Origin of the sequence: Leisingera sp. S132 (genome assembly GCF_025144465.1) — a bacterium.
Classification (GTDB): domain Bacteria; phylum Pseudomonadota; class Alphaproteobacteria; order Rhodobacterales; family Rhodobacteraceae; genus Leisingera.
In genome coordinates this window covers 759,463-777,222 of sequence record NZ_CP083553.1, presented here as the reverse complement: position 1 = coordinate 777,222, position 17,760 = coordinate 759,463, and the positions used below count along the sequence as shown (strand labels likewise).

Sequence of the window (17,760 nt, the reverse complement as noted above, 5' to 3'; positions counted from 1 at the left end):
ATTTGGCCGCGCGCCGCCGTCAGCGGGAAGCGCCGCGAAGCAGCCGGACGATCAGCGCTGCCGCGAAGAGAAGCAGGAAGATGAAGAACAGGATCTGTGCGATCCCTGCGGAGGCCGTAGCAATGCCGCTAAATCCGAAGATGCCGGCGATGATTGCAACGGCCAGGAAGACAAGTGCCCAGTAAAGCATGCCATCTCCTTTCTGTTGCTGGTTTCACCTACCCAACCCGCGGCCGCTGGATTTGTTCCAATCCACGCGGAGCACTTTTTCCGAAAATCGTTGCGGCCTCCCTGCAGGGCGCGGAGCGGTGCACCTGCTCAATCGCAAAGCCGAGAAGGCAGACCGCTTGCGGCCGCGTCAGATCAGCGGCCTGATATCAGGGGCGGATTCCTCGATCATCGCCATTTCGGCGAGCGCCGGGATATTTCTGATCTTCAGAATCCCGTTCTGCCATTCCGCCAGCTTGGTATCACGCAGAGCCTTCAGCATCTTGTTTGTGTGCACCAGGGACAGCCCCAGCGCGTCTGCCAGGTCCTGCTGGCGGTAGGGCAGCGGCACTGCGTTCTTGACCTCCATCCCAACGGCCTTAAGCCGTTCATAGATCCGGACAAGCGCCCAGGCGATGCGCTGCCGGGCATCTCGCTGGCCGAGCGAGGCAATGGTCTCGCCAAGGAAGTGCTCCTCTACCGCTGCAATCCACGTCAGGTCGTACGCACGCTCCGGATGATGCTGAAACAGTTCAAACAGCGCCGACCGGCGGAACACACAGAGTGTCATGCTGGTAGTGGCTTCGACAGAGTGCTTCATCTCACCCATCAGCCCCGCCTGCAAACCGGCAAAATCGCCCGGGAACAGAAAATTGATCACCTGCCGCCGGCCGTTTTCCAATGTCTTGTAGCGCGTGCCCATGCCCTTGAGGACTGTAAAAAGCTGCGGGCTGTTTGATCCTTCCAGCAGGATGGTTGTGCCTGCATCCACCACCATTTCTCCGGTTTTAAAGGATTGAGTGAAGGCGACCTCCTCGCGCGACATCGGCGTGAAAATGGCGCGTTTGCGTAGCGGGCAGTTCTGGCAGGCGGTCGCAGACATCGTCTTTCCCCTTCAGCTCTATGTCACAGTTTAATGCGTGTGATGCCAGAAAGTTCCAAAATCGCAGACCATAGGGGGAGCGAAGCAATGGAGCGGCAGAACCGCGAAGGCGCACAGGTCTACCTGATCGCGTCCAGGAATTACCTCGTCACTTGCGATATCTGCGACGCCATACTGGACTTTGACCCGGCTGCGGAGATCAGCGTGCAGAGAGGCCAGGAATCGGCGCTTCCAGTTCTGTCACGCTACCGCAGGATCGCAGTGGCTTTCATGGAGTGCGGGTCCGACGTGGTAACGCGTTTGAAGATCGACCAAACCGTTCGCAGCTGCGGTGGAAGGCTCATTCTGATGGGCAGTGCAGCCGAGCGGGACTTGGAAAGGCAATCCAGGATGCTGAGATGGCCGGTGCTCGTCAGGCCCGTGTCGACGCGGATGATCATGGGGCACCTGATACCCCCGGACACGCGGCCAGGGAACAAAACCGGTGTCTCCGGGGTTGGTACTCTGAATTCTGCTTCCGGCAGCGCCTAGAAAAGGAGAAACGATATGCTTGGTTGGGCAATTACATTTTTGGTGATCGCTTTGGTCGCAGCGCTGCTCGGGTTCGGCGGCATTGCAGGCGCGTCGGCCGGTATCGCTAAGATCCTATTCGTCATTTTCCTGATCCTCTTTGTTGCCGCGATGGTTGCGCGCGCAGTGAAGGGCAAGCCTCCCGTGTAAGATCTCTCTCACACTGCGGTCCGGGGATCTTTCAATCTCCGGAACTCGCGGTGCCGGATGACGGTTATCCGGGGGGAGCCGTCATCCGTCCCTTTGGCCTGCACCGTGACGCCGCTATTTTCGTCGGCCTGCGCAGACCGCCCCCCGTTTCCTGCTCAGACTCACGCTTTACTCACGCGGCGTTACCGGTCAGGCACTTGCCACCCGGGCCAAGGCCATTAAGGTTGTTCCCGCACGCACAATTCGGAGACGGCCAAATGCAAGATCTCACTCCCGCCCCGGACCTGAAGCCCGTCTCTGCGCAGCCAGACCTGCCGGACAACCCTCCGGGGCTGCATGAGCGGGCACTGCATTTCCTGGCCCGGTTCCTGCCGCTGGCCTACTTCCGGCGCCCGCCCAAGATCATCATTATCGACGCAACTAACAGTTGCAACCTGCGTTGCCCGGTCTGCCCTGTGACGTTTGCAATGAAGCGCAAGCGCGGCATGATGAAGCCGCATGTGTTCCGCAAGATCATTGACGATTTCAAGGACCAGCGGGAAAAGCCCGCGATCTACTTCAGCTTCTCAGGCGAGCCGACGCTGCACAAGGATTTACCGGATTTCATCGCTTACGCCCATGAAAACGGCCATGACACCTATCTGTCGACCAACGCCACCCGCTTGACGCCCCAGATGAGCGAGCGGCTGATCCGCTCAGGCCTCGCCCGGGTGAACCTTTGCATGGACGGGTTTTCCAAGGAAGCGCAGGAGACCTACCGGGTCAATTCCGATTTTGATGACGTCAAGGCCAGCATTGAAGAATTCCTGAACATCAAAAAACAGATCGGCTCCAAATCTCCGGTGACTGTGCTGCAGACGTTGCTGACCAGTTACTCCGAACCCCAGATGGACGAGATGGAGGCCTGGGCCAAGGAGGCCGGTTTTGACCGGGTCAGGTTCAAGACTTTCTCGATCGGGTCTTACACTTCTGCCGACCAGAAACGCGAGTTTGCGCATTTCCTGCCGCGCCAGAAGGAATTGCGCCGCCATCCGCGCCATACCAGCCATGCCATGTGCACGGTGCCGCTGTTCCAGTCAGTAGTGTTCTGGAACGGTGATCTGGGCCTCTGCTGCATCGACTACGATCAGGTGATTCAGCTGCCGAATGTCGAACAGGACGGCTTCCTCGCCGCCTACCGCTCGGACGAAGCCGCCCGCGCCCGCAAGCGCGGCTTCCTCAAACAGTTCGGCATCTGCAAGACCTGCTCTTTCTCCAACGCCGAAAACATGGGCATCCGCCGCGACCTCAAAAAGTAACCCCGGAAAGTCATTCATCTTTCTTCAAATACTCAGGGGGTGAAGGCCAAAGGCCTGAGGGGGCAACGCCCCCTCCCCTTTAGCGTTGCAGCAGGATCGGGAACCAATCCTCGCGCAGGCGCTGCCCCGGCTGCATATCGTGGCCTGGAAACGGCGGCGAAGTGCGGCCCGGGCGTTCCACATATCGGGCATCGTCCCCCACCAGCCGCAACGAGAAAGCGCGGCGGCGCGACTTGGAGGTATTGCCGCGGGCGCCGTGCAGGATCTTGTAGTTGAAGGCCACCGCGTCACCCGGCTGCATCGGGTACTCCAGCACGGTCATGCCTTCGGCATCCGGGTCCGGGACTGGCATGTATTGGCCTTCATCCGGAAAGAAATCCTCTTCTGATACCCAGCGGGTCGGCAGCACTTCCTTCTCCCATTTGTGCGAGCCGGCCACGCAGCGCAGGGTCGCGTCCTGCACCTCGTCCAGCGGAGACCAGAAGCTGATGGTATGACTGCCCTCAACGAAGTAGTAAGGGCCGTCTTGGTGCCAAGGGGTCGGCATCGAGGTGCCCGGCTCCTTCACCAGCACATGGTCGTGGAACAGCTGTACCGAAGTGGATTTCATCAGGTCAGCAGCGACTTCAGCGACCGGGGAGTCTTCAATCGCCTGCTGGAACTCAGGAATGCGGCTCCAGTTGCAGTAGTCGTCGAAGAACCGCCCGGTCTGGCCCGCTTTTTCATTGTTCGACGCATAAGGCCCGGGGATTTCCATATTTGCAGCAACCCCTGCGCGCAGCAGTTCAACCTGGTCCGCGAACAGACCGCGGATCAGAACCACGCCGTCGCGCTGGTATTGTTCGACATGCTCCGGGGTGATGAGGGGGTGGACCATTGCTGCCTCCGCTTCTGAATGATGCAATTCTGATGCGCTATTCCTGCCGCGGCACAGGCATAGTTTCAAATCATATCTTTCTAAGATACCCTTCATCTCATGTTATATTTGACTTTGCGCCACTACGAATACATCTGCGCCGTAGCCCGGCATGGCAGCCTGTCCGCCGCGGCGGAAGCCATGCATGTCAGCCAGCCAGCACTTTCCGCGGCGCTGAGCCGGATCGAAGACCATCTGGGCCATCCGCTATTTCTGCGCCGCCGCGGGGCGGCGCTGGCGATGACGTCGCAGGGCAGGCTATTTGCCGAAAAAGCCCAGTTGCTGCTGGAGCAGGCAGCCCTGCTGGAAGACCCCAAGGCAGCAAGCGCCGGGCAGCAGCGTCTGCTGCTGGTCTGCTTCTCCGACCTAGCCCCTTTCCTGCTGGCCCCTGCCTTGAAGGCGCTGCGTCTTGCCATGCCAGAGGTTGAGATCAGCCACCAGGCCTGCGGTTTTGAGCCTCTGATCACAGCCTTGTCAGAGGGCGAGGCAGATCTGGCGATAACCTATGACCTAGGACTGGACGCGGGTTTCAGCCGGGCGGAATTGCAGCGGCTGTCACCGCATGCGCTGCTACCGCCGGATCATCCGCTGGCCGGACGCGGCGCTATTTCTCTGACTGAGCTGGCGGAGCACCCGCTGGTTCTGTCGCAGGAGGGGCTTTCAGTGCAGCATATGCTGGGGCTGTTCAAGGCGCACGGGCTTGTGCCGCGGATTGCGCACCGGGCGGATTCGCTGGAGCTTCTGCGCAGCCTCGCAGCCAATGGCGAAGGTGTCGGTATCAGCTACAGCCTGCCGCCCGGCGGCATGAGCTATGACGGCAAACCTTTGCGCACGGTCCGGGTCATCGATCCGGGGGCAGAGGAACCGGTGATTCTGGCAGCACATGCAGAGCTGCCAGAGGCCTCTGCGGCCCATCAGGCCTACCGCATTTTGCAAAGAGAACTGGGCGCCGCCGGGTCAGACCTTGCGCAGGCGGATCACGACGTCAACTGATGCGATCTCCATCCCCTCAGGCGCTTCCGGCAGCTTGTGGATCACCAGTTCCTGCGCAGGGGCATCGCTGACGCGGCCCTCATCCTCCCAGAAAAAATGGGGGTGATCATGGGTATTGGTGTCGAAATAGCTTTTGGAGCCGTCCAGCGGTATTTCCTGCAACACGCCCGCATCGCAGAAGGCGCGCAGAGTATTGTAGACGGTGGCCAAAGACACTGCAGCACCGTTCTTTTGGGCCGACTCGAACAGGCTTTCGGCGGTGATGTGGCGGTGCTTGCCGTCGCCGACCAGCAATTCGGCAAGCGCAACCCGCTGCCGGGTGGGTCTCAGCCCGGCATCTGTCAGCCAGCGTGTGGCCACTTCTTCGCTATTCGGCGTCATGAGCAGGTCCTGCTTCGCGTTGCTGACCGTATATATAGGTGCAACACCCGGAGGTTTTCAAATGAAATTCATTCGCAGCTGGCGGGCCGACTCCGATGCGCCTGCGGCACAATCAGTGCAGGAAGTGACGCGGGGTACCCTTGCAGGACCCTTTGGCCGGGTGTTACAGGGATCCAGATATATATACACGAACCTCAGGCAGGAGATGCGCCCGAATGGCCGATTACCCCAGCAGCTTTGACAAGGACGATTTGCTGAAATGCGCACGGGGCGAGTTGTTCGGGCCCGGCAACGCCCAGCTGCCGGCGCCGCCGATGCTGATGATGGATCGCATCACCGAGATTTCCGGCGATGGCGGCGAGCACGGCAAGGGCCATGTGATTGCCGAATTCGACATCACCCCGGACCTGTGGTTCTTTGACTGCCATTTCCCCGGCAACCCGATCATGCCCGGCTGCCTGGGCTTGGACGGGCTGTGGCAGCTCACTGGCTTCAACCTGGGCTGGCGTGGCTGGCAGGGCCGCGGCTATGCGCTGGGTGTGGGCGAAGTGAAGCTCACCGGCATGGTGCGTCCGGACCGCAAGATGCTGACCTACCGCGTGAACTTCACCAAGGCCGTGCAAACCCGCCGCCTGACCATGGGCGTCGCAGACGGCATCGTCGAAGCGGACGGCGAAGTGATCTACCAAGTCAAAGATATGAAAGTGGCCCTGTCCGAAAACTGATACGCTTTCCGGCAGGACATAAGTCACAGAAACAGGAGTACGCACATGCGCCGCGTCGTCGTCACCGGTTTGGGGATTGTCTCCTCCATCGGGAACAATGCCGAAGAGGTCACCGCTTCTTTGAAGGCCGGGAAATCCGGCATCGTTGCCAGCCCGGAAATGGCTGAGCACGGCTTCCGCAGCCAGGTGGCCGGCACGCTGAAAATCGACGTGGCCGAGCATGTGGACAAGCGCACCCTGCGTTTCATGGGCCCCGGTGCGGCCTATGCCCATATCGCGATGAGCCAGGCGATTGCCGATGCGGGCCTGTCCCAGGATCAGGTGGTCAACGAGCGCACTGGCCTGGTGGCCGGTTCCGGTGGCCCGTCGACCTCTGCTATGCTGACCGCGCATCAGACTGTGCTGAAATCCGGCGCGACCAAACGGATCGGTCCGTTTGCGGTGCCGAAGTGCATGTCCTCGACGATCTCCGCCAACCTGGCGACCGCGTTCAAGATCAAGGGCATCAACTACTCGATCACCTCGGCCTGCTCGACCTCCTTGCACTGCATTGGCAATGCCGCTGAACAGATCATGATGGGCAAGCAGGACGTGATGTTCGCCGGCGGCGGCGAGGAGCTGGACTGGACCCTTTCTTGCCTGTTCGACGCTATGGGCGCGATGTCCTCCAAGAAGAACGACGAGCCGGAAAAAGCCTCGCGTGCCTTTGACCAGGACCGTGACGGGTTCGTGATCTCCGGCGGCGGTGGCATCGTGGTGCTGGAAGATCTGGAGCACGCGCTGGCCCGCGGCGCGAAGATCTATGCAGAGGTGACCGGCTTTGCCGCAACTTCAGACGGACACGACATGGTCGCGCCGTCCGGTGAAGGCGGCGAGCGGGCAATGCGTCTGGCGCTGTCGACCCTGCCCGAAGGCCGCAAGGTGGATTACATCAACGCGCATGGCACTTCGACCCCTGTGGGTGATGTCGGCGAAGTTGAGGCCGCCCGCCGGGTGTTCGGCGAGGGCAAAGTGCCGCCGATCTCCTCGACCAAGTCGATGACCGGCCACGCCCAGGGCGCTGCCGGTGCGCTGGAGGCTATCTTCTGCCTCCTGATGCTGGACAATGATTTCATTACTCCGTCGATCAATGTCGACACCCTCGCCGAAGGCATCCTGCCGGGTGAGATTGCCACCAGCCTGGTGGAAAACGCAGGCCTCGACTCGGTGATGACCAACAGCTTCGGCTTTGGCGGCACCAACGGCTCGATGGTTCTGAGCAAGTACAAAGGATAAAAGACGATGGCGGGACTGCTGACAGGCAAGCGCGGCCTGATTATGGGCGTTGCCAATGACCGTTCCATCGCTTGGGGCATCGCCAAGGCCATGGCGGATGCCGGTGCCGAACTGGCCTTTACCTACCAGGGTGAAGCCTTTGGCAAGCGGCTGGAGCCGCTGGCGCAGACCGTCGGCTCTGACTTCATGGTCGATGTGGATGTGACCGATGATGCCTCGCTGGACGCGGCGTTTGAGCAACTGGCGGGCCGTTGGCCCTCACTTGATTTCGTTGTACATGCGATTGCCTATTCGGACAAGAACGAGCTGACCGGGCGTTTCCTGGATACCACGCGGGCGAACTTCAAGAATTCACTGGATATCTCGGCCTATTCCTTCATCGAGGTAGCGCGGCGCGCCCACCCGCTGATGAAGGAGAACGGCGGCACTCTGCTGACCCTGACCTATCAAGGTTCGAACCAGGTGGTTCCGAATTACAATGTGATGGGCGTGGCCAAAGCCGCACTGGAATCGGCGACCCGTTATCTGGCCAATGATCTGGGTCCGGAAGGCATCCGCGTGAACGCGATCTCTCCCGGCCCGATGAAGACCCTCGCCGGAGCCGCAATCGGCGGCGCGCGCAAGACCTTCAAGCACACCGCCCAGAACGCGCCGCTGCGCGACAATGCGACACTTGAGGCCGTTGGCGGAACTGCGGTTTACCTGGCCTCAGATGCCGGCGCCTGCACCACCGGCGAGATCATCCGGGTCGATGGCGGCTTTCACATCCTGGGTATGCCACAGCCGGATCAGCTGTAAAACCGGCACAAAGTGAAATGGAAAAGGGCACCCTTCCAGGTGCCCTTTTACGATTCAGTCAGTAATGTTTCACCTGTTTCACCTGTTTCACCTGTTTCAGCGCAATGAGCGGTCAAGCTCCATGTCCAGAACCGCGTTGTTTGCTTGAGCCGGATCCACCCAGGCCTTAAGTACGTCATTCTCAGAGATGCGGGCGCCGGCAAACTGCTCAGGCGACAACAGAACCAGCCGCTGGTTCGCCATCAGCCGCCCGCCCTGGGTGTCGCCAATATTCACATGAACGTAGATCTTGTCCGGTGCAAAAAGGCGGATATACGGATCCGCAGGTGTGCCGACCCGCTGCACTACCGCTTGATCTCTGATCCAGTCCGAACCGATCTCCTGATACTCCGGCCCCCCTAGTGCAGCAAGCGCGCCAGAAATCATTATGCTTGCAGAGAACGCAGTGATCAGCCCGCCCGCTGCCATCTGGAACACCCCTGCGTTACGCCCGATGTGATCCGGCCAACCGGAAAGCCGCATCAAGGCGCGTCCAGGCAGGTGAACCACCGCGACTTGGTCTCCTGGCTCAACCTCCTCCCACAATGCGATGGGAGCCACATCCTTGGCCGAATAGATCCGGCCGCCCTCGGTGCGTTCGAACTGCAGGTAATGGTACTTGGCAGGTTTTGCGCGGTCCCGCTCGCGCCTATCGGCATAGCCCTTCTTCAGCCATTTCCCGGTGACCCGAGCATTACATTCGACGCCCGACCTTTTAAGCCATGCCGCCTTGACGTAGGTCCAGAACCCGAGGTGGAGCAGAACCGCACCAAACGCGCAGGCCAGCGCAGCAGCGACAAGCGGCGACCAGTTAAACAGGATGTCGGCGACCGGGTCGCCCGGCTGATAGATTTCCGCGTTCATCCTTGCCAACTCCCTGCGTCCCATTCCTGGGGACACATTAGGAGGGCTCCCCGCCATCGCTCAAGCCCAAGTGGCCACTATTTATCAGGTTTGCAAGCGGCAGGAGCAGCCGCCCTATTCGCTCTAGGCAGCGGTGGTGTTGATCGAAACCAGCTCGACATCAAAGACCAGGTCCTTGCCCGCCAGGAAGTGGTTGGCATCCAGCGTTACCGTGTCGTCGCTGACTTCGACCACGGTTACAGGCAGCACCTGGCCATCGGGGCTTTGCATCTGCAACTGGGTGCCGAGATCCAGCGGAATATCTGCCGGGATACCCTCACGCGGGATATCCTGGCGCGCAGCAGGGTTGATCGGCCCATAGGCTTCGGTGCAAGGAATCTCGAGGGTCTTCTTGTCCCCTACGCCCATGCCTTCGAGACCGGCATCCATGCCGGCGATCACATGGCCCGCGCCCACGGTGAACTCCAACGGGTCGCGCCCTTCGGAACTGTCGAAAACGGTGCCGTCCGTCAGCTTACCAGTGTAGTGGATGCGCACGGTGTCGCCGTTCTTTACCCCTGTCATGAGATCTCCTATCGGTTACGGGTTGATAAAGGGGCGCAGCCTAGCGCCAGTAGACGCGATGTAAACCCGTATGGGTACAATTTCCTGCTTTGCCCGCTCTCTGCCTTCGTGCCACTCTCGCCGCAGGGGAGGACAGAATGCCGATCACCACCTGTATCTTCGACGCCTATGGAACGCTTTTCGATGTCGCCGCCGCCGCCCGGCAGGCCGCAAGTGAACCCGCATTTCCGCACCTGCAGGACAATTGGGCAGAGCTTGCCAGCCACTGGCGGCTGAAACAGCTGCAATACACCTGGCTGCGCGCCATCACCAATGCACACGCTGATTTCTGGGACGTGACGCAGGACGGGCTCGACTGGGCGATGGAGGCGGCCGGACTGTCCGGCGACGTCGCGCTGCGCCAGCGGCTGCTGGATCTCTACTGGGAGCTGCAGGCCTATCCGGAAGTGCCCGCGATGCTGCGGGAATTGAAAGACGCAGGCGTGAATACCGCGATCCTGTCAAACGGCTCCCCTGCCATGCTGGATGGCGCCGTGCAGTCGGCAGGGCTGAGCGATGTTCTGGATGATGTTCTGTCGGTGGAAAGCGTCGGCATCTTCAAACCAGATGCCCGCGTCTATGATCTGGTTGGCAAACGGTTCGGCTGCGCCAGGGAGGACGTGCTGTTCGTCTCCTCGAACGGCTGGGACGCGGCTGGGGCCGCCGGCTATGGCTTTGTGACCGCCTGGGTGAACCGCGCGGGCGAGCCCGTGGACCGCCTGCCCTGGAAACCGGCGCACATCCTGACAGATTTGACCACCATCCCGGACCTTGCAAAGGGCTGAACCGCAGATGCCTTTCTTTGACACTTCGGGCGGGCTGCGCCTGCATTACACAGACACCGGCGAAGGCCTGCCGCTTTTGTGCCTGGCAGGCCTGACGCGGGACGGCCGGGACTTCCGCTATTTTGCACCGCATGCCGCGCGCTACCGGATGATCTCCCTGGATGCCCGTGGACGCGGGCAATCGGATCATGACCCCGACTTCACGAACTACAATGTCCTGCGTGAGGCGCAGGATGTGCTGGAGCTGCTGGATCATTTGGGTGTCAGCCGGGGCGCCATCCTCGGCACCTCGCGCGGCGGGCTGGTGGCGATGACACTGGCGGCGATTTCCAAGGACAGGCTGTCGGCGGTGATCCTGAATGACGTCGGCCCTGAGATCCCGCCTGGCGGCATCGCCCGGATCATGGAGTATGTGGGCCGCCGCCCGGCAGCCAAATCTTATGCGCAGGCCGCGGAAACGTTGGAGCTTCTTATGGCTCCTGCCTTTCCGGACGTGCCGGCGGGCCGATGGCACGAGGAGGTCGAAACTTTCTACGATCAAACCCCGGACGGGCTTTCCCTTCGCTATGACCCGCGCTTGCGGGACGCGCTGCTGGCGCAAGCTGAAGCAGGCCCGCCGCCGGATCTTTGGCCGCTGTTCCTAGCGCTGGACGGCCTGCCCTGCGGCGTGATCCGCGGCGCGAATTCAGACATCCTGAGTGCAGAAACCTTTGCGGAGATGCAATGCCGCCTGCCCGCCTTGCAGGCAGCGGAAATCGCCAACCGCGGCCATGTTCCCTTTTTGGACGAGCCGGAAGCGCTCGCCCTCATCCATTCAGTTCTGGATCAGATCAAATGACCTCAATTGCCATGATCGAAGCCGCGGCGGAGCGGCTGAAGGGCCATGCCCGCGTAACCCCGCTGCTGTCCTCGCCGTTTCTCGACGAGATCGCCGGGCGGCGCCTGCTGGTGAAGGCGGAATGCCTGCAGCATACCGGGTCGTTCAAGTTCCGCGGCGGCTGGTCGGCGGTCTCGGCGCTGCCGGAACAGGACCGAAAGCGCGGGGTGATCGCCTATTCCAGCGGCAACCATGCGCAGGGGGTGGCGGCTGCAGCCAAGGCACACGGCGTGCCTGCGGTAATCGTGATGCCGGCGGATGCGCCGCAGCTTAAGATCCAGAACACCCGAGATCTGGGTGCCGATGTGGTGCTGTATGACCGTGCCGGCGGTGAAAGCCGCGAGGCAGTGGGCGCGCAATACGCTGAAGACCGCGGGCTGACGCTGATCAAGCCCTATGATGAGCCGCTGGTGATTGCCGGCCAGGGCACCTGCGGGCTGGAGATTGCCGAACAGGCCGCAGCGGAAGGTGTCAGCACAGCAGAGGTGCTGGTCAACTGCGGCGGCGGCGGGCTGTCTTCTGGCATTGCGCTGGCGCTGGAAGCCCGCACGCCAGACTTGCACGTCCGGCCGGTGGAGCCGGAAGGTTTCGACGACGTGACCCGGTCGCTGGCAGCAGGCGAAATCCGGCACAATCCCAGCCAGTCGGGCAGCATCTGCGACGCCATCCTGACACCGCAGCCGGGGGATGTCACATTTCCGATCCTCAGCCGCCTGTGCGGTTCGGGGCTCGTCATCACCGAGGAAGAGGCGCTGCGGGCAATGGCACTGGCGTTCTTGCGGCTGAAGATCGTGCTGGAGCCCGGAGGTGCGGCCTCTCTGGCGGCAGCCCTGTTCCACCCGGATGAGATCGAAGGCGAGGCTGTGATCGCAGTGGCAACCGGCGGCAATGTGGATGCAGAGCTGTTCCGGGAGGCGCTGTCGCGTTATGCTTGAGACCTGGCCGCGCGATGGTCCGCGCGGCAGCCAGGGGGACACGTCATGACACGTTTCACCATCGCCTCTTTTAACGTCAAAAATCTGATCGGCCCGGAGCGGGAATACTACCGCTTTCAAAGCTACACGCCTGAAGAATACGCGTGGAAGGCGGATTGGATGGCCGACCAGCTTCTGACGCTGAATGCCGACATCGTCGGGTTTCAGGAAATCTTTGAGGAAGCGCCGCTGCGGCAGGTGATTGCCGAAGCCGACCGGCGCGGTGCGCTGGCCAATGCTGCCAGCATCCCCGATCCTGCCAAACGCTATCACCGCAAGGCAATATTCCAGAAACTGGCATACGGCTCCTATGCCGAGGCAGAGCTGGCTTTCGCCCCCAACCTCAATGACACCAGCGAACCGGGCAAGCGGCGGCCCGGGCTGGCGGTGCTGTCGCGTTTCGGCTTTGAGGAAGACCCGGAAGTGATCCAGGAGCTTGCCCAGCCGCTGGATATTCCGATGGCTTGCTTGGGTGAGGAGGACGACGCGGGTTTTTACACGCTCCGCCGACTGTCGCGCCCGATCCTCAAGGTGCAGGTCCCGGTCGGGGATCAGGTGATCAGCGTCTTCAACTGCCACCTGAAATCGAAACTTGGCGAATACATCAAGCCGCAGGGCGCCCCCTACCCGCCCGAGATCGTGCTGCCAGCCTATGATGCTGCAGGCAGGGCGATGGGGTCGCTGCGCGCGGCGCTCAGGCGGATGGGCGAGGCCTGGGTGCTGCGCCGCGCGGTGCTGGACGAGCTGGAACAGGGCCGGCCGGTTATGGTGCTGGGAGACTTCAACGACGGTGAACACGCGGTCAGCAGCGAGATCATCTCCGGCGAGGTGCCGTTCAAGAACTATACCTGGATGCTGCGCCACGATGCACAGCACCCGGGCGACCGCTACAGCGAGGCCGAGGACACGCAGATCCGCGAGGCTGTAGACCGGGTGCGGTTGCGCTCGGCGGAAAAAATGTTCCTGCGGAAATCCTTGCGCGACGTGGTTTACACCACGACCTTTGGCGGAGTTCACGAGAGCATCGACCAGATCTACATGTCGCGCCACTTCGACCCGGACTGGCACGGAGCGGTCGGCAAGATGCACTATTACAGCGTCTTCAACGACCATCTGACCGATGGCAGCCACCCGGAGGCGCCGTACAACAAGCTTGCCTCGGACCATGGCCAGATCATGGCCCATATGGAGCTGCACGGCTGAGCCCTGCCGATTGCTTTACCTCCCTGCCCCGGCACAGGTAGACTGCGGCGGAGCAGAAACGAGGTACCCCATGCAGATTGCAGATCTGGGTGATGTCCAGCTTCACTACCGCGTTGACGGTGATGCAGGCGGCGCCCCCATTGTGTTTGCCAACTCGCTCGGCACGGACCTAAGAGTCTGGGATGCTGTGGTGGAAAGGCTGCCCGCAGGATTGCGCATCATCCGCTACGACAAGCGCGGGCATGGGCTGTCCTCCTGCCCGCCTGCCCCCTATTCGATGGGTGCGCTTGTGCGGGATGCGGAGCGGCTGCTGGACCACCTGGAGGTGCGCGACTGCATGTTAGTGGGCCTGTCGATCGGCGGCATGATCGCGCAGGGACTGGCGGTGAAGCGGCTGGACCAGATCCGTGCGCTGGTGCTGTCAAACACCGCCGCCAAGATCGGCACCCCCGAGATGTGGAAAGAGCGCGTCCGGACCGTTCAAAGCGACGGCATCGAGGCGCTGGCCGATGCAGTGATGGAGCGCTGGTTTGCCCGCGGGTTCCGCGCCACGCCTGAGATGCAGCTGTGGCGCAACATGCTGGTTCAGCAATCGCGTGATGGTTACGCAGGCTGCTGCGCGGCGATTGCGGGCACCGATTTCTACACTCCGACCAGCGGGCTGAGGCTGCCATGCCTCGGAATTGCCGGGTCCGAGGACGGCTCCACCCCGCCCGACCTGGTGCGCGAAACGGTGGACCTGATCCCCGGCAGCCAGTTCCACCTGATCCGGCGCGCGGGCCACATTCCCTGTGTCGAACAGCCGGATGAATACACAGAGCGCCTGACGGCCTTCCTGAGGGAGACCGGGCACATTGGCTGAGTTTCTTCTTGTTCACGGTTCCTGCCACGGTCCATGGTGCTGGCGCGACGTGGTTCCGGCTCTGGAGACCCGCGGCCACTCAGCCCGCTCCATCACCCTGCCCGGCCACGCGGACGGGCGGGATCCCGCGGGCGTGACACTCGCTGAAACTGCTGAGGCGGTTGCCGCGGCCTCCACCCCGGACACCCTGATCGTCGGGCACTCCTGGGGGGGCTTTCCCATTTCTGCGGCAGCCGATGCGCATCCCGAGCGGTTGCGCGGGCTGATCTACCTTTGCGCTTATCTGCCGGTCAGCGGCATGTCCCTGATCGGCATGCGAAAGGCAGGACCCCGGCAGACCCTGGAAGGCGCAACCCGGAAGAACGAGGCAGGCACCGCGTACAGCCTGGTTCCGGAGACCACGCCGGATCTGTTCTATCACGACTGCCCGGCCGAAGCGGTGCGCTTTGCCATGGAAAACCTTTGCGAGCAGCCAATCCTGCCGCAGGACACGCCGGTTCGCCTGAGCGAACGGTTTGAAGCCGTGCCCAAAACCTACATCCGCTGCACCGGAGACCGGGTCATTCCGCCGGAATACCAGGCTCAGATGGCGGCCCGCCTGCCGCCAGGGCGGGCACATGATATGAACACATCCCATTCGCCCTTCTTCGCTGACCCGGAAAGTCTGGCAGAGCTGATGGGGCAGATTGCAAAGGACTTCTGATGGCGGGTTCTGTCTTTGACAGCCAAATCTATGGCGAGCTATTCGGCAGCGGCGAGGCCAGCCGCCTGTTCTCGGACAGCGCCGAAGTGCGCGCCATGCTGCTGGTCGAGGGCGCGCTGGCCAAGGCGCAAGGCGAAGCAGGTGTGATTCCTCAGGAAAGCGCGGCTGCGATCGGGCGGGCCGTGGTCGAGATCGCCGTCGACCCGGGTGTTCTGAAACGGCCTGCGGGGCAGAGCGGCGTGCCGGTTCCGGGGCTGGTGGCCGCGTTCCGCGAAGAAATGAAGGCGCCCGAGCATGCGCAATATGTGCATTGGGGTGCGACCTCGCAGGATATCATGGACAGCGCGCTCATGTTGCGGCTGCGCCAGGCGCTGGCGCTGGTTGAGGCGAACGTAAAAGCCGCGGTGCTATCGCTTGGCGAGCTCGCCAAAGCGCATGCGGAGCTGCCGATGGCCGCCCGCACCTACGGGCAGCACGCAACCCCCACCAGCTTCGGCGCAGTGGCGGCGGCTTGGGGCACCCCGCTGCTGAACCTGCTGGAAGAGCTGCCTGACTTGCGGCAATCCTGCCTGATGGTGTCCCTGTCCGGCGCGGCGGGCACGTCCAGCGCGCTGGGAATGAAGGCGGCAGAGGTGCGCGCCGCCATGGCAAAGGGGCTGGCCTTGCAGGATCCGGGGCGCAGCTGGCACACCGACCGCACACCGGTGTTGCGCATCGCGGACTGGATGATCCGCGTGAACCTTGCCTTTGGCAAAATCGGCGAAGACTGCACTGCGCTGGCGCAAAGCGGGGTCCAGGAGATTTCGCTCGTCGGAGCCGGGGCTTCTTCCACCATGCCCCAGAAGCAGAACCCGGTTGCCCCCTCGGTGCTGGCGGCCCTGGCCCGGCAGGGCAGCGGTCTATTCTCTGTCCTTCAGGGCGCTTCGATGCAGCAGCATCAGCGCGACGGTGCGGCCTGGTTCACCGAATGGATGTGCCTGCCGCAGATCGTTCTGGGCGCGGCAGCTGCAGCAAGAACGGGAAAGGAGCTGTGCGCTGTCATTGCGCCGCGCACTGAGACCATGGCGGCTGCGCTGTCGTCCGGGTTGGGCCTGATCCACGCCGAAGCACTGAGTTTTGCCCTGGCTGCGCAAATACCGCGGCCCGATGCCCAGGCGGCCGTCAAAACCTTGTGCCAGGAGGCTCAGGCCTCGCAAACCCCGCTGCGGGATCTTGTGGCGCGGGACTATCCGGACCTGGATGCGGATGCCTTATTTGACCCCGCCAGGCAGATGGGCCATGCCCCTTGGGAGGCCCTTCAGTTCAGCAAGAAAACGGACAGCCTGCGCAATCCCTGACAGGATTGCGCCCGGCAGCGCGCAGGGCGTCTTCCGTGACGTTACAACGCGTCCCGCCCTGCGTATTCCCGCTTGATGCAACCACCCCGGCGCGTCACCCTGACTGCAAACGGGGAGGATAATCATGCAAACCATCAAAGCCGCTGTCTGCCATGAATTCGGCGCCCCGCTGGTCATCGAGGACGTGCAGCTGGCGCCGCCCGGCACGGGTGAAGTCGAGGTCACGCTGGACGCGGTTGCAATCTGCCACAGCGACATTTCCTTTGCCGAAGGCGCTTGGGGCGGGCATCTGCCGGCGGTTTACGGCCACGAGGCCGCCGGGGTGATCACCGGGGTCGGCACAGGCGTGCAAGGTTTCAGCGCTGGCGATTCCGTAGTGGTCACATTGATCCGCAGCTGCGGCACCTGCCCGTCCTGCGCGGGCGGCAGGCCGGTGATTTGCGAAGCGCCCTATGACACAGTTAACGGTCCGTTGAAGACGGCCAGCGGCGAACCGCTGGAGCAGGCGATGGCTTGCGGCGCCTTTGCCGAGAAGGTGGTGGTGGACCAGCGTCAGATCGTGAAGATCCCGGCAGAAATCGGCAAGGACGCGGCGGCGCTGATCTCGTGCGGGGTGATCACCGGTGTGGGGGCGGCAGTCAACGCGGCCCGGCTGCGTGCAGGCCAGGACGTGGTGGTCATCGGCGCAGGCGGCGTAGGCCTCAACGCCATTCAGGGCGCCCGTATTGCTGGCGCCCGCCGCATCGTGGCCGTCGACATGAAACCTGACAAACTGGAAACCGCCAAGGAGTTTGGCGCCACCCACGGGGTGCTTGCCACCGAAGACAAGCCGTGGAAAGCGGCCCATAAGGCTCTTGGAGGACGCGGCGCTGATGCGGTTTTGGTAACCGTCGGAGCCATTCCCGCCTATGATCAGGCACCGCGGTATTTAGGCCGCGGCGGCAAAGCGGTGCTGATCGGCATGCCGCATTCCGGCGCCAAGGCCGCCTACGAACCAGTTGTGCTGGCCGCAGTGGGTCAGGGATTGATCGGCTCCAAGATGGGGGATGCGGTGATCCAGCGCGACATTCCTTGGATGGTGGATCTGTATCAGCAAGACCGCCTAAAACTGGATGAACTGATCTCCGGCCGCTGGTCTCTGGAGCAGATCAATGAAGCAATTGCCGACACCAAGTCCGGCAACGCGAAACGGAACATCATCATCTTCGACCGGAGCGGCACGGCAGGCTGAAGTGGTGCGGAGAAGATTATGGAAGTCATTACCTGCACCGTGGGCGCTCGTTCACCACCTGCCAATGGCCGTCCTACCGTTCCCAT

Annotated in this window: 21 protein-coding genes; 15 read left to right on the top strand and 6 right to left on the bottom strand. The window is 62.3% G+C overall.

What is annotated here, in order from left to right; genetic code table 11:
• Window positions 1-19: 19 nt before the first annotated feature.
• The gene (locus K3725_RS03705) at window positions 20-190 is read right to left on the bottom strand and encodes a DUF1328 domain-containing protein (protein ID WP_260017517.1); all 171 of its coding nucleotides are present in this window, start codon (window positions 188-190) and stop codon (window positions 20-22) included.
• A gap of 168 nt (window positions 191-358) precedes the next feature.
• Complete coding sequence (locus K3725_RS03700) at window positions 359-1,090, bottom strand: Crp/Fnr family transcriptional regulator (protein ID WP_260017516.1); 732 nt, start codon at window positions 1,088-1,090, stop codon at window positions 359-361.
• A gap of 87 nt (window positions 1,091-1,177) precedes the next feature.
• Between K3725_RS03700 and K3725_RS03695 the strand changes: the two genes are divergently transcribed.
• From K3725_RS03695 to K3725_RS03685, 3 genes are all read left to right on the top strand, one after another.
• Window positions 1,178-1,621, top strand: a complete 444-nt coding sequence (locus K3725_RS03695) for a hypothetical protein (protein ID WP_260017515.1) — start codon at window positions 1,178-1,180, stop codon at window positions 1,619-1,621.
• A 15-nt stretch (window positions 1,622-1,636) separates the two neighbouring features.
• A complete protein-coding gene (locus K3725_RS03690; protein WP_260017514.1) occupies window positions 1,637-1,810 on the top strand; it encodes a DUF1328 domain-containing protein in 174 nt (57 codons plus the stop codon).
• Between the two features lie 257 nt (window positions 1,811-2,067).
• Entirely contained in the window at window positions 2,068-3,108 is a 1,041-nt protein-coding gene (locus tag K3725_RS03685) for a radical SAM/SPASM domain-containing protein (RefSeq protein ID WP_260017513.1), read from the top strand.
• A gap of 79 nt (window positions 3,109-3,187) precedes the next feature.
• On the opposite strand, the gene K3725_RS03680 is transcribed toward K3725_RS03685, so the two are convergent.
• On the bottom strand, window positions 3,188-3,985 hold the full coding sequence (locus K3725_RS03680; RefSeq protein WP_260017512.1) for a phytanoyl-CoA dioxygenase family protein: 798 nt from the start codon (window positions 3,983-3,985) through the stop codon (window positions 3,188-3,190).
• Between the two features lie 99 nt (window positions 3,986-4,084).
• Between K3725_RS03680 and K3725_RS03675 the strand changes: the two genes are divergently transcribed.
• Window positions 4,085-5,017: a LysR family transcriptional regulator gene (locus K3725_RS03675; RefSeq protein ID WP_260017511.1), complete on the top strand. Its 933-nt coding sequence runs from the start codon at window positions 4,085-4,087 to the stop codon at window positions 5,015-5,017.
• On the opposite strand, the gene irrA is transcribed toward K3725_RS03675, so the two are convergent.
• The gene (gene irrA / locus K3725_RS03670; protein WP_260017510.1) at window positions 4,982-5,398 is read right to left on the bottom strand and encodes an iron response transcriptional regulator IrrA; all 417 of its coding nucleotides are present in this window, start codon (window positions 5,396-5,398) and stop codon (window positions 4,982-4,984) included. The genes K3725_RS03675 and irrA overlap by 36 nt on opposite strands.
• Before the next feature lie 215 nt (window positions 5,399-5,613).
• Between irrA and fabA the strand changes: the two genes are divergently transcribed.
• Genes fabA through K3725_RS03655 form a run of 3 tightly spaced genes read left to right on the top strand, consistent with a single transcriptional unit; the run spans window position 5,614 to window position 8,196 of the window.
• Window positions 5,614-6,123, top strand: a complete 510-nt coding sequence (fabA, locus tag K3725_RS03665) for a bifunctional 3-hydroxydecanoyl-ACP dehydratase/trans-2-decenoyl-ACP isomerase (RefSeq protein ID WP_260017509.1) — start codon at window positions 5,614-5,616, stop codon at window positions 6,121-6,123.
• Between the two features lie 45 nt (window positions 6,124-6,168).
• Window positions 6,169-7,398, top strand: a complete 1,230-nt coding sequence (gene fabB / locus K3725_RS03660; RefSeq protein WP_260017508.1) for a beta-ketoacyl-ACP synthase I — start codon at window positions 6,169-6,171, stop codon at window positions 7,396-7,398.
• A 6-nt stretch (window positions 7,399-7,404) separates the two neighbouring features.
• On the top strand, window positions 7,405-8,196 hold the full coding sequence (locus K3725_RS03655) for an enoyl-ACP reductase (protein ID WP_260017507.1): 792 nt from the start codon (window positions 7,405-7,407) through the stop codon (window positions 8,194-8,196).
• Between the two features lie 96 nt (window positions 8,197-8,292).
• On the opposite strand, the gene K3725_RS03650 is transcribed toward K3725_RS03655, so the two are convergent.
• Together K3725_RS03650 and K3725_RS03645 are read right to left on the bottom strand one after the other, a co-directional pair.
• Window positions 8,293-9,099, bottom strand: coding sequence for a DUF3592 domain-containing protein (locus K3725_RS03650; protein ID WP_260017506.1), 807 nt, complete (start codon window positions 9,097-9,099; stop codon window positions 8,293-8,295).
• Between the two features lie 123 nt (window positions 9,100-9,222).
• The gene (locus K3725_RS03645) at window positions 9,223-9,663 is read right to left on the bottom strand and encodes a peptidylprolyl isomerase (protein WP_260017505.1); all 441 of its coding nucleotides are present in this window, start codon (window positions 9,661-9,663) and stop codon (window positions 9,223-9,225) included.
• A 137-nt stretch (window positions 9,664-9,800) separates the two neighbouring features.
• On the opposite strand from K3725_RS03645, the gene K3725_RS03640 reads away from it, so the two are divergent.
• From K3725_RS03640 to K3725_RS03605, 8 genes are all read left to right on the top strand, one after another.
• Window positions 9,801-10,487: a haloacid dehalogenase type II gene (locus K3725_RS03640; RefSeq protein WP_260017504.1), complete on the top strand. Its 687-nt coding sequence runs from the start codon at window positions 9,801-9,803 to the stop codon at window positions 10,485-10,487.
• A 7-nt stretch (window positions 10,488-10,494) separates the two neighbouring features.
• Window positions 10,495-11,325: an alpha/beta fold hydrolase gene (locus K3725_RS03635; protein ID WP_260017503.1), complete on the top strand. Its 831-nt coding sequence runs from the start codon at window positions 10,495-10,497 to the stop codon at window positions 11,323-11,325.
• Complete coding sequence (locus K3725_RS03630; RefSeq protein ID WP_260017502.1) at window positions 11,322-12,299, top strand: threonine/serine dehydratase; 978 nt, start codon at window positions 11,322-11,324, stop codon at window positions 12,297-12,299. Before K3725_RS03635 ends, K3725_RS03630 begins: the two co-directional genes overlap by 4 nt.
• 45 nt (window positions 12,300-12,344) lie before the next feature.
• Window positions 12,345-13,541, top strand: a complete 1,197-nt coding sequence (locus tag K3725_RS03625) for an endonuclease/exonuclease/phosphatase family protein (RefSeq protein ID WP_260017501.1) — start codon at window positions 12,345-12,347, stop codon at window positions 13,539-13,541.
• Between the two features lie 70 nt (window positions 13,542-13,611).
• Window positions 13,612-14,403: a 3-oxoadipate enol-lactonase gene (gene pcaD / locus K3725_RS03620; RefSeq protein WP_260017500.1), complete on the top strand. Its 792-nt coding sequence runs from the start codon at window positions 13,612-13,614 to the stop codon at window positions 14,401-14,403.
• Window positions 14,396-15,106 carry an alpha/beta fold hydrolase gene (locus K3725_RS03615; RefSeq protein ID WP_260017499.1) on the top strand — a complete coding sequence of 237 codons (711 nt, stop codon included), beginning with the start codon at window positions 14,396-14,398 and terminating at the stop codon, window positions 15,104-15,106. Before pcaD ends, K3725_RS03615 begins: the two co-directional genes overlap by 8 nt.
• Window positions 15,106-16,443: a lyase family protein gene (locus K3725_RS03610; protein ID WP_260017498.1), complete on the top strand. Its 1,338-nt coding sequence runs from the start codon at window positions 15,106-15,108 to the stop codon at window positions 16,441-16,443. Before K3725_RS03615 ends, K3725_RS03610 begins: the two co-directional genes overlap by 1 nt.
• Window positions 16,444-16,567: 124 nt before the next feature.
• Window positions 16,568-17,674 (top strand): Zn-dependent alcohol dehydrogenase, encoded by a 1,107-nt coding sequence (locus tag K3725_RS03605; protein ID WP_260017497.1) that lies wholly within the window; start codon window positions 16,568-16,570, stop codon window positions 17,672-17,674.
• The last annotated feature ends 86 nt before the right edge of the window (window positions 17,675-17,760 follow it).

Bases quoted from the DNA above. Each gene is read 5' to 3' on its own strand.
- K3725_RS03705 (WP_260017517.1), bottom strand. From the start codon at position 190: ATGCTTTACTGGGCACTTGTCTTCCTGGCCGTTGCAATCATCGCCGGC.
- K3725_RS03700 (WP_260017516.1), bottom strand. From the start codon at position 1,090: ATGTCTGCGACCGCCTGCCAGAACTGCCCGCTACGCAAACGCGCCATT.
- K3725_RS03695 (WP_260017515.1), top strand. From the start codon at position 1,178: ATGGAGCGGCAGAACCGCGAAGGCGCACAGGTCTACCTGATCGCGTCC.
- K3725_RS03690 (WP_260017514.1), top strand. From the start codon at position 1,637: ATGCTTGGTTGGGCAATTACATTTTTGGTGATCGCTTTGGTCGCAGCG.
- K3725_RS03685 (WP_260017513.1), top strand. From the start codon at position 2,068: ATGCAAGATCTCACTCCCGCCCCGGACCTGAAGCCCGTCTCTGCGCAG.
- K3725_RS03680 (WP_260017512.1), bottom strand. From the start codon at position 3,985: ATGGTCCACCCCCTCATCACCCCGGAGCATGTCGAACAATACCAGCGC.
- K3725_RS03675 (WP_260017511.1), top strand. From the start codon at position 4,085: ATGTTATATTTGACTTTGCGCCACTACGAATACATCTGCGCCGTAGCC.
- irrA (WP_260017510.1), bottom strand. From the start codon at position 5,398: ATGACGCCGAATAGCGAAGAAGTGGCCACACGCTGGCTGACAGATGCC.
- fabA (WP_260017509.1), top strand. From the start codon at position 5,614: ATGGCCGATTACCCCAGCAGCTTTGACAAGGACGATTTGCTGAAATGC.
- fabB (WP_260017508.1), top strand. From the start codon at position 6,169: ATGCGCCGCGTCGTCGTCACCGGTTTGGGGATTGTCTCCTCCATCGGG.
- K3725_RS03655 (WP_260017507.1), top strand. From the start codon at position 7,405: ATGGCGGGACTGCTGACAGGCAAGCGCGGCCTGATTATGGGCGTTGCC.
- K3725_RS03650 (WP_260017506.1), bottom strand. From the start codon at position 9,099: ATGAACGCGGAAATCTATCAGCCGGGCGACCCGGTCGCCGACATCCTG.
- K3725_RS03645 (WP_260017505.1), bottom strand. From the start codon at position 9,663: ATGACAGGGGTAAAGAACGGCGACACCGTGCGCATCCACTACACTGGT.
- K3725_RS03640 (WP_260017504.1), top strand. From the start codon at position 9,801: ATGCCGATCACCACCTGTATCTTCGACGCCTATGGAACGCTTTTCGAT.
- K3725_RS03635 (WP_260017503.1), top strand. From the start codon at position 10,495: ATGCCTTTCTTTGACACTTCGGGCGGGCTGCGCCTGCATTACACAGAC.
- K3725_RS03630 (WP_260017502.1), top strand. From the start codon at position 11,322: ATGACCTCAATTGCCATGATCGAAGCCGCGGCGGAGCGGCTGAAGGGC.
- K3725_RS03625 (WP_260017501.1), top strand. From the start codon at position 12,345: ATGACACGTTTCACCATCGCCTCTTTTAACGTCAAAAATCTGATCGGC.
- pcaD (WP_260017500.1), top strand. From the start codon at position 13,612: ATGCAGATTGCAGATCTGGGTGATGTCCAGCTTCACTACCGCGTTGAC.
- K3725_RS03610 (WP_260017498.1), top strand. From the start codon at position 15,106: ATGGCGGGTTCTGTCTTTGACAGCCAAATCTATGGCGAGCTATTCGGC.
- K3725_RS03605 (WP_260017497.1), top strand. From the start codon at position 16,568: ATGCAAACCATCAAAGCCGCTGTCTGCCATGAATTCGGCGCCCCGCTG.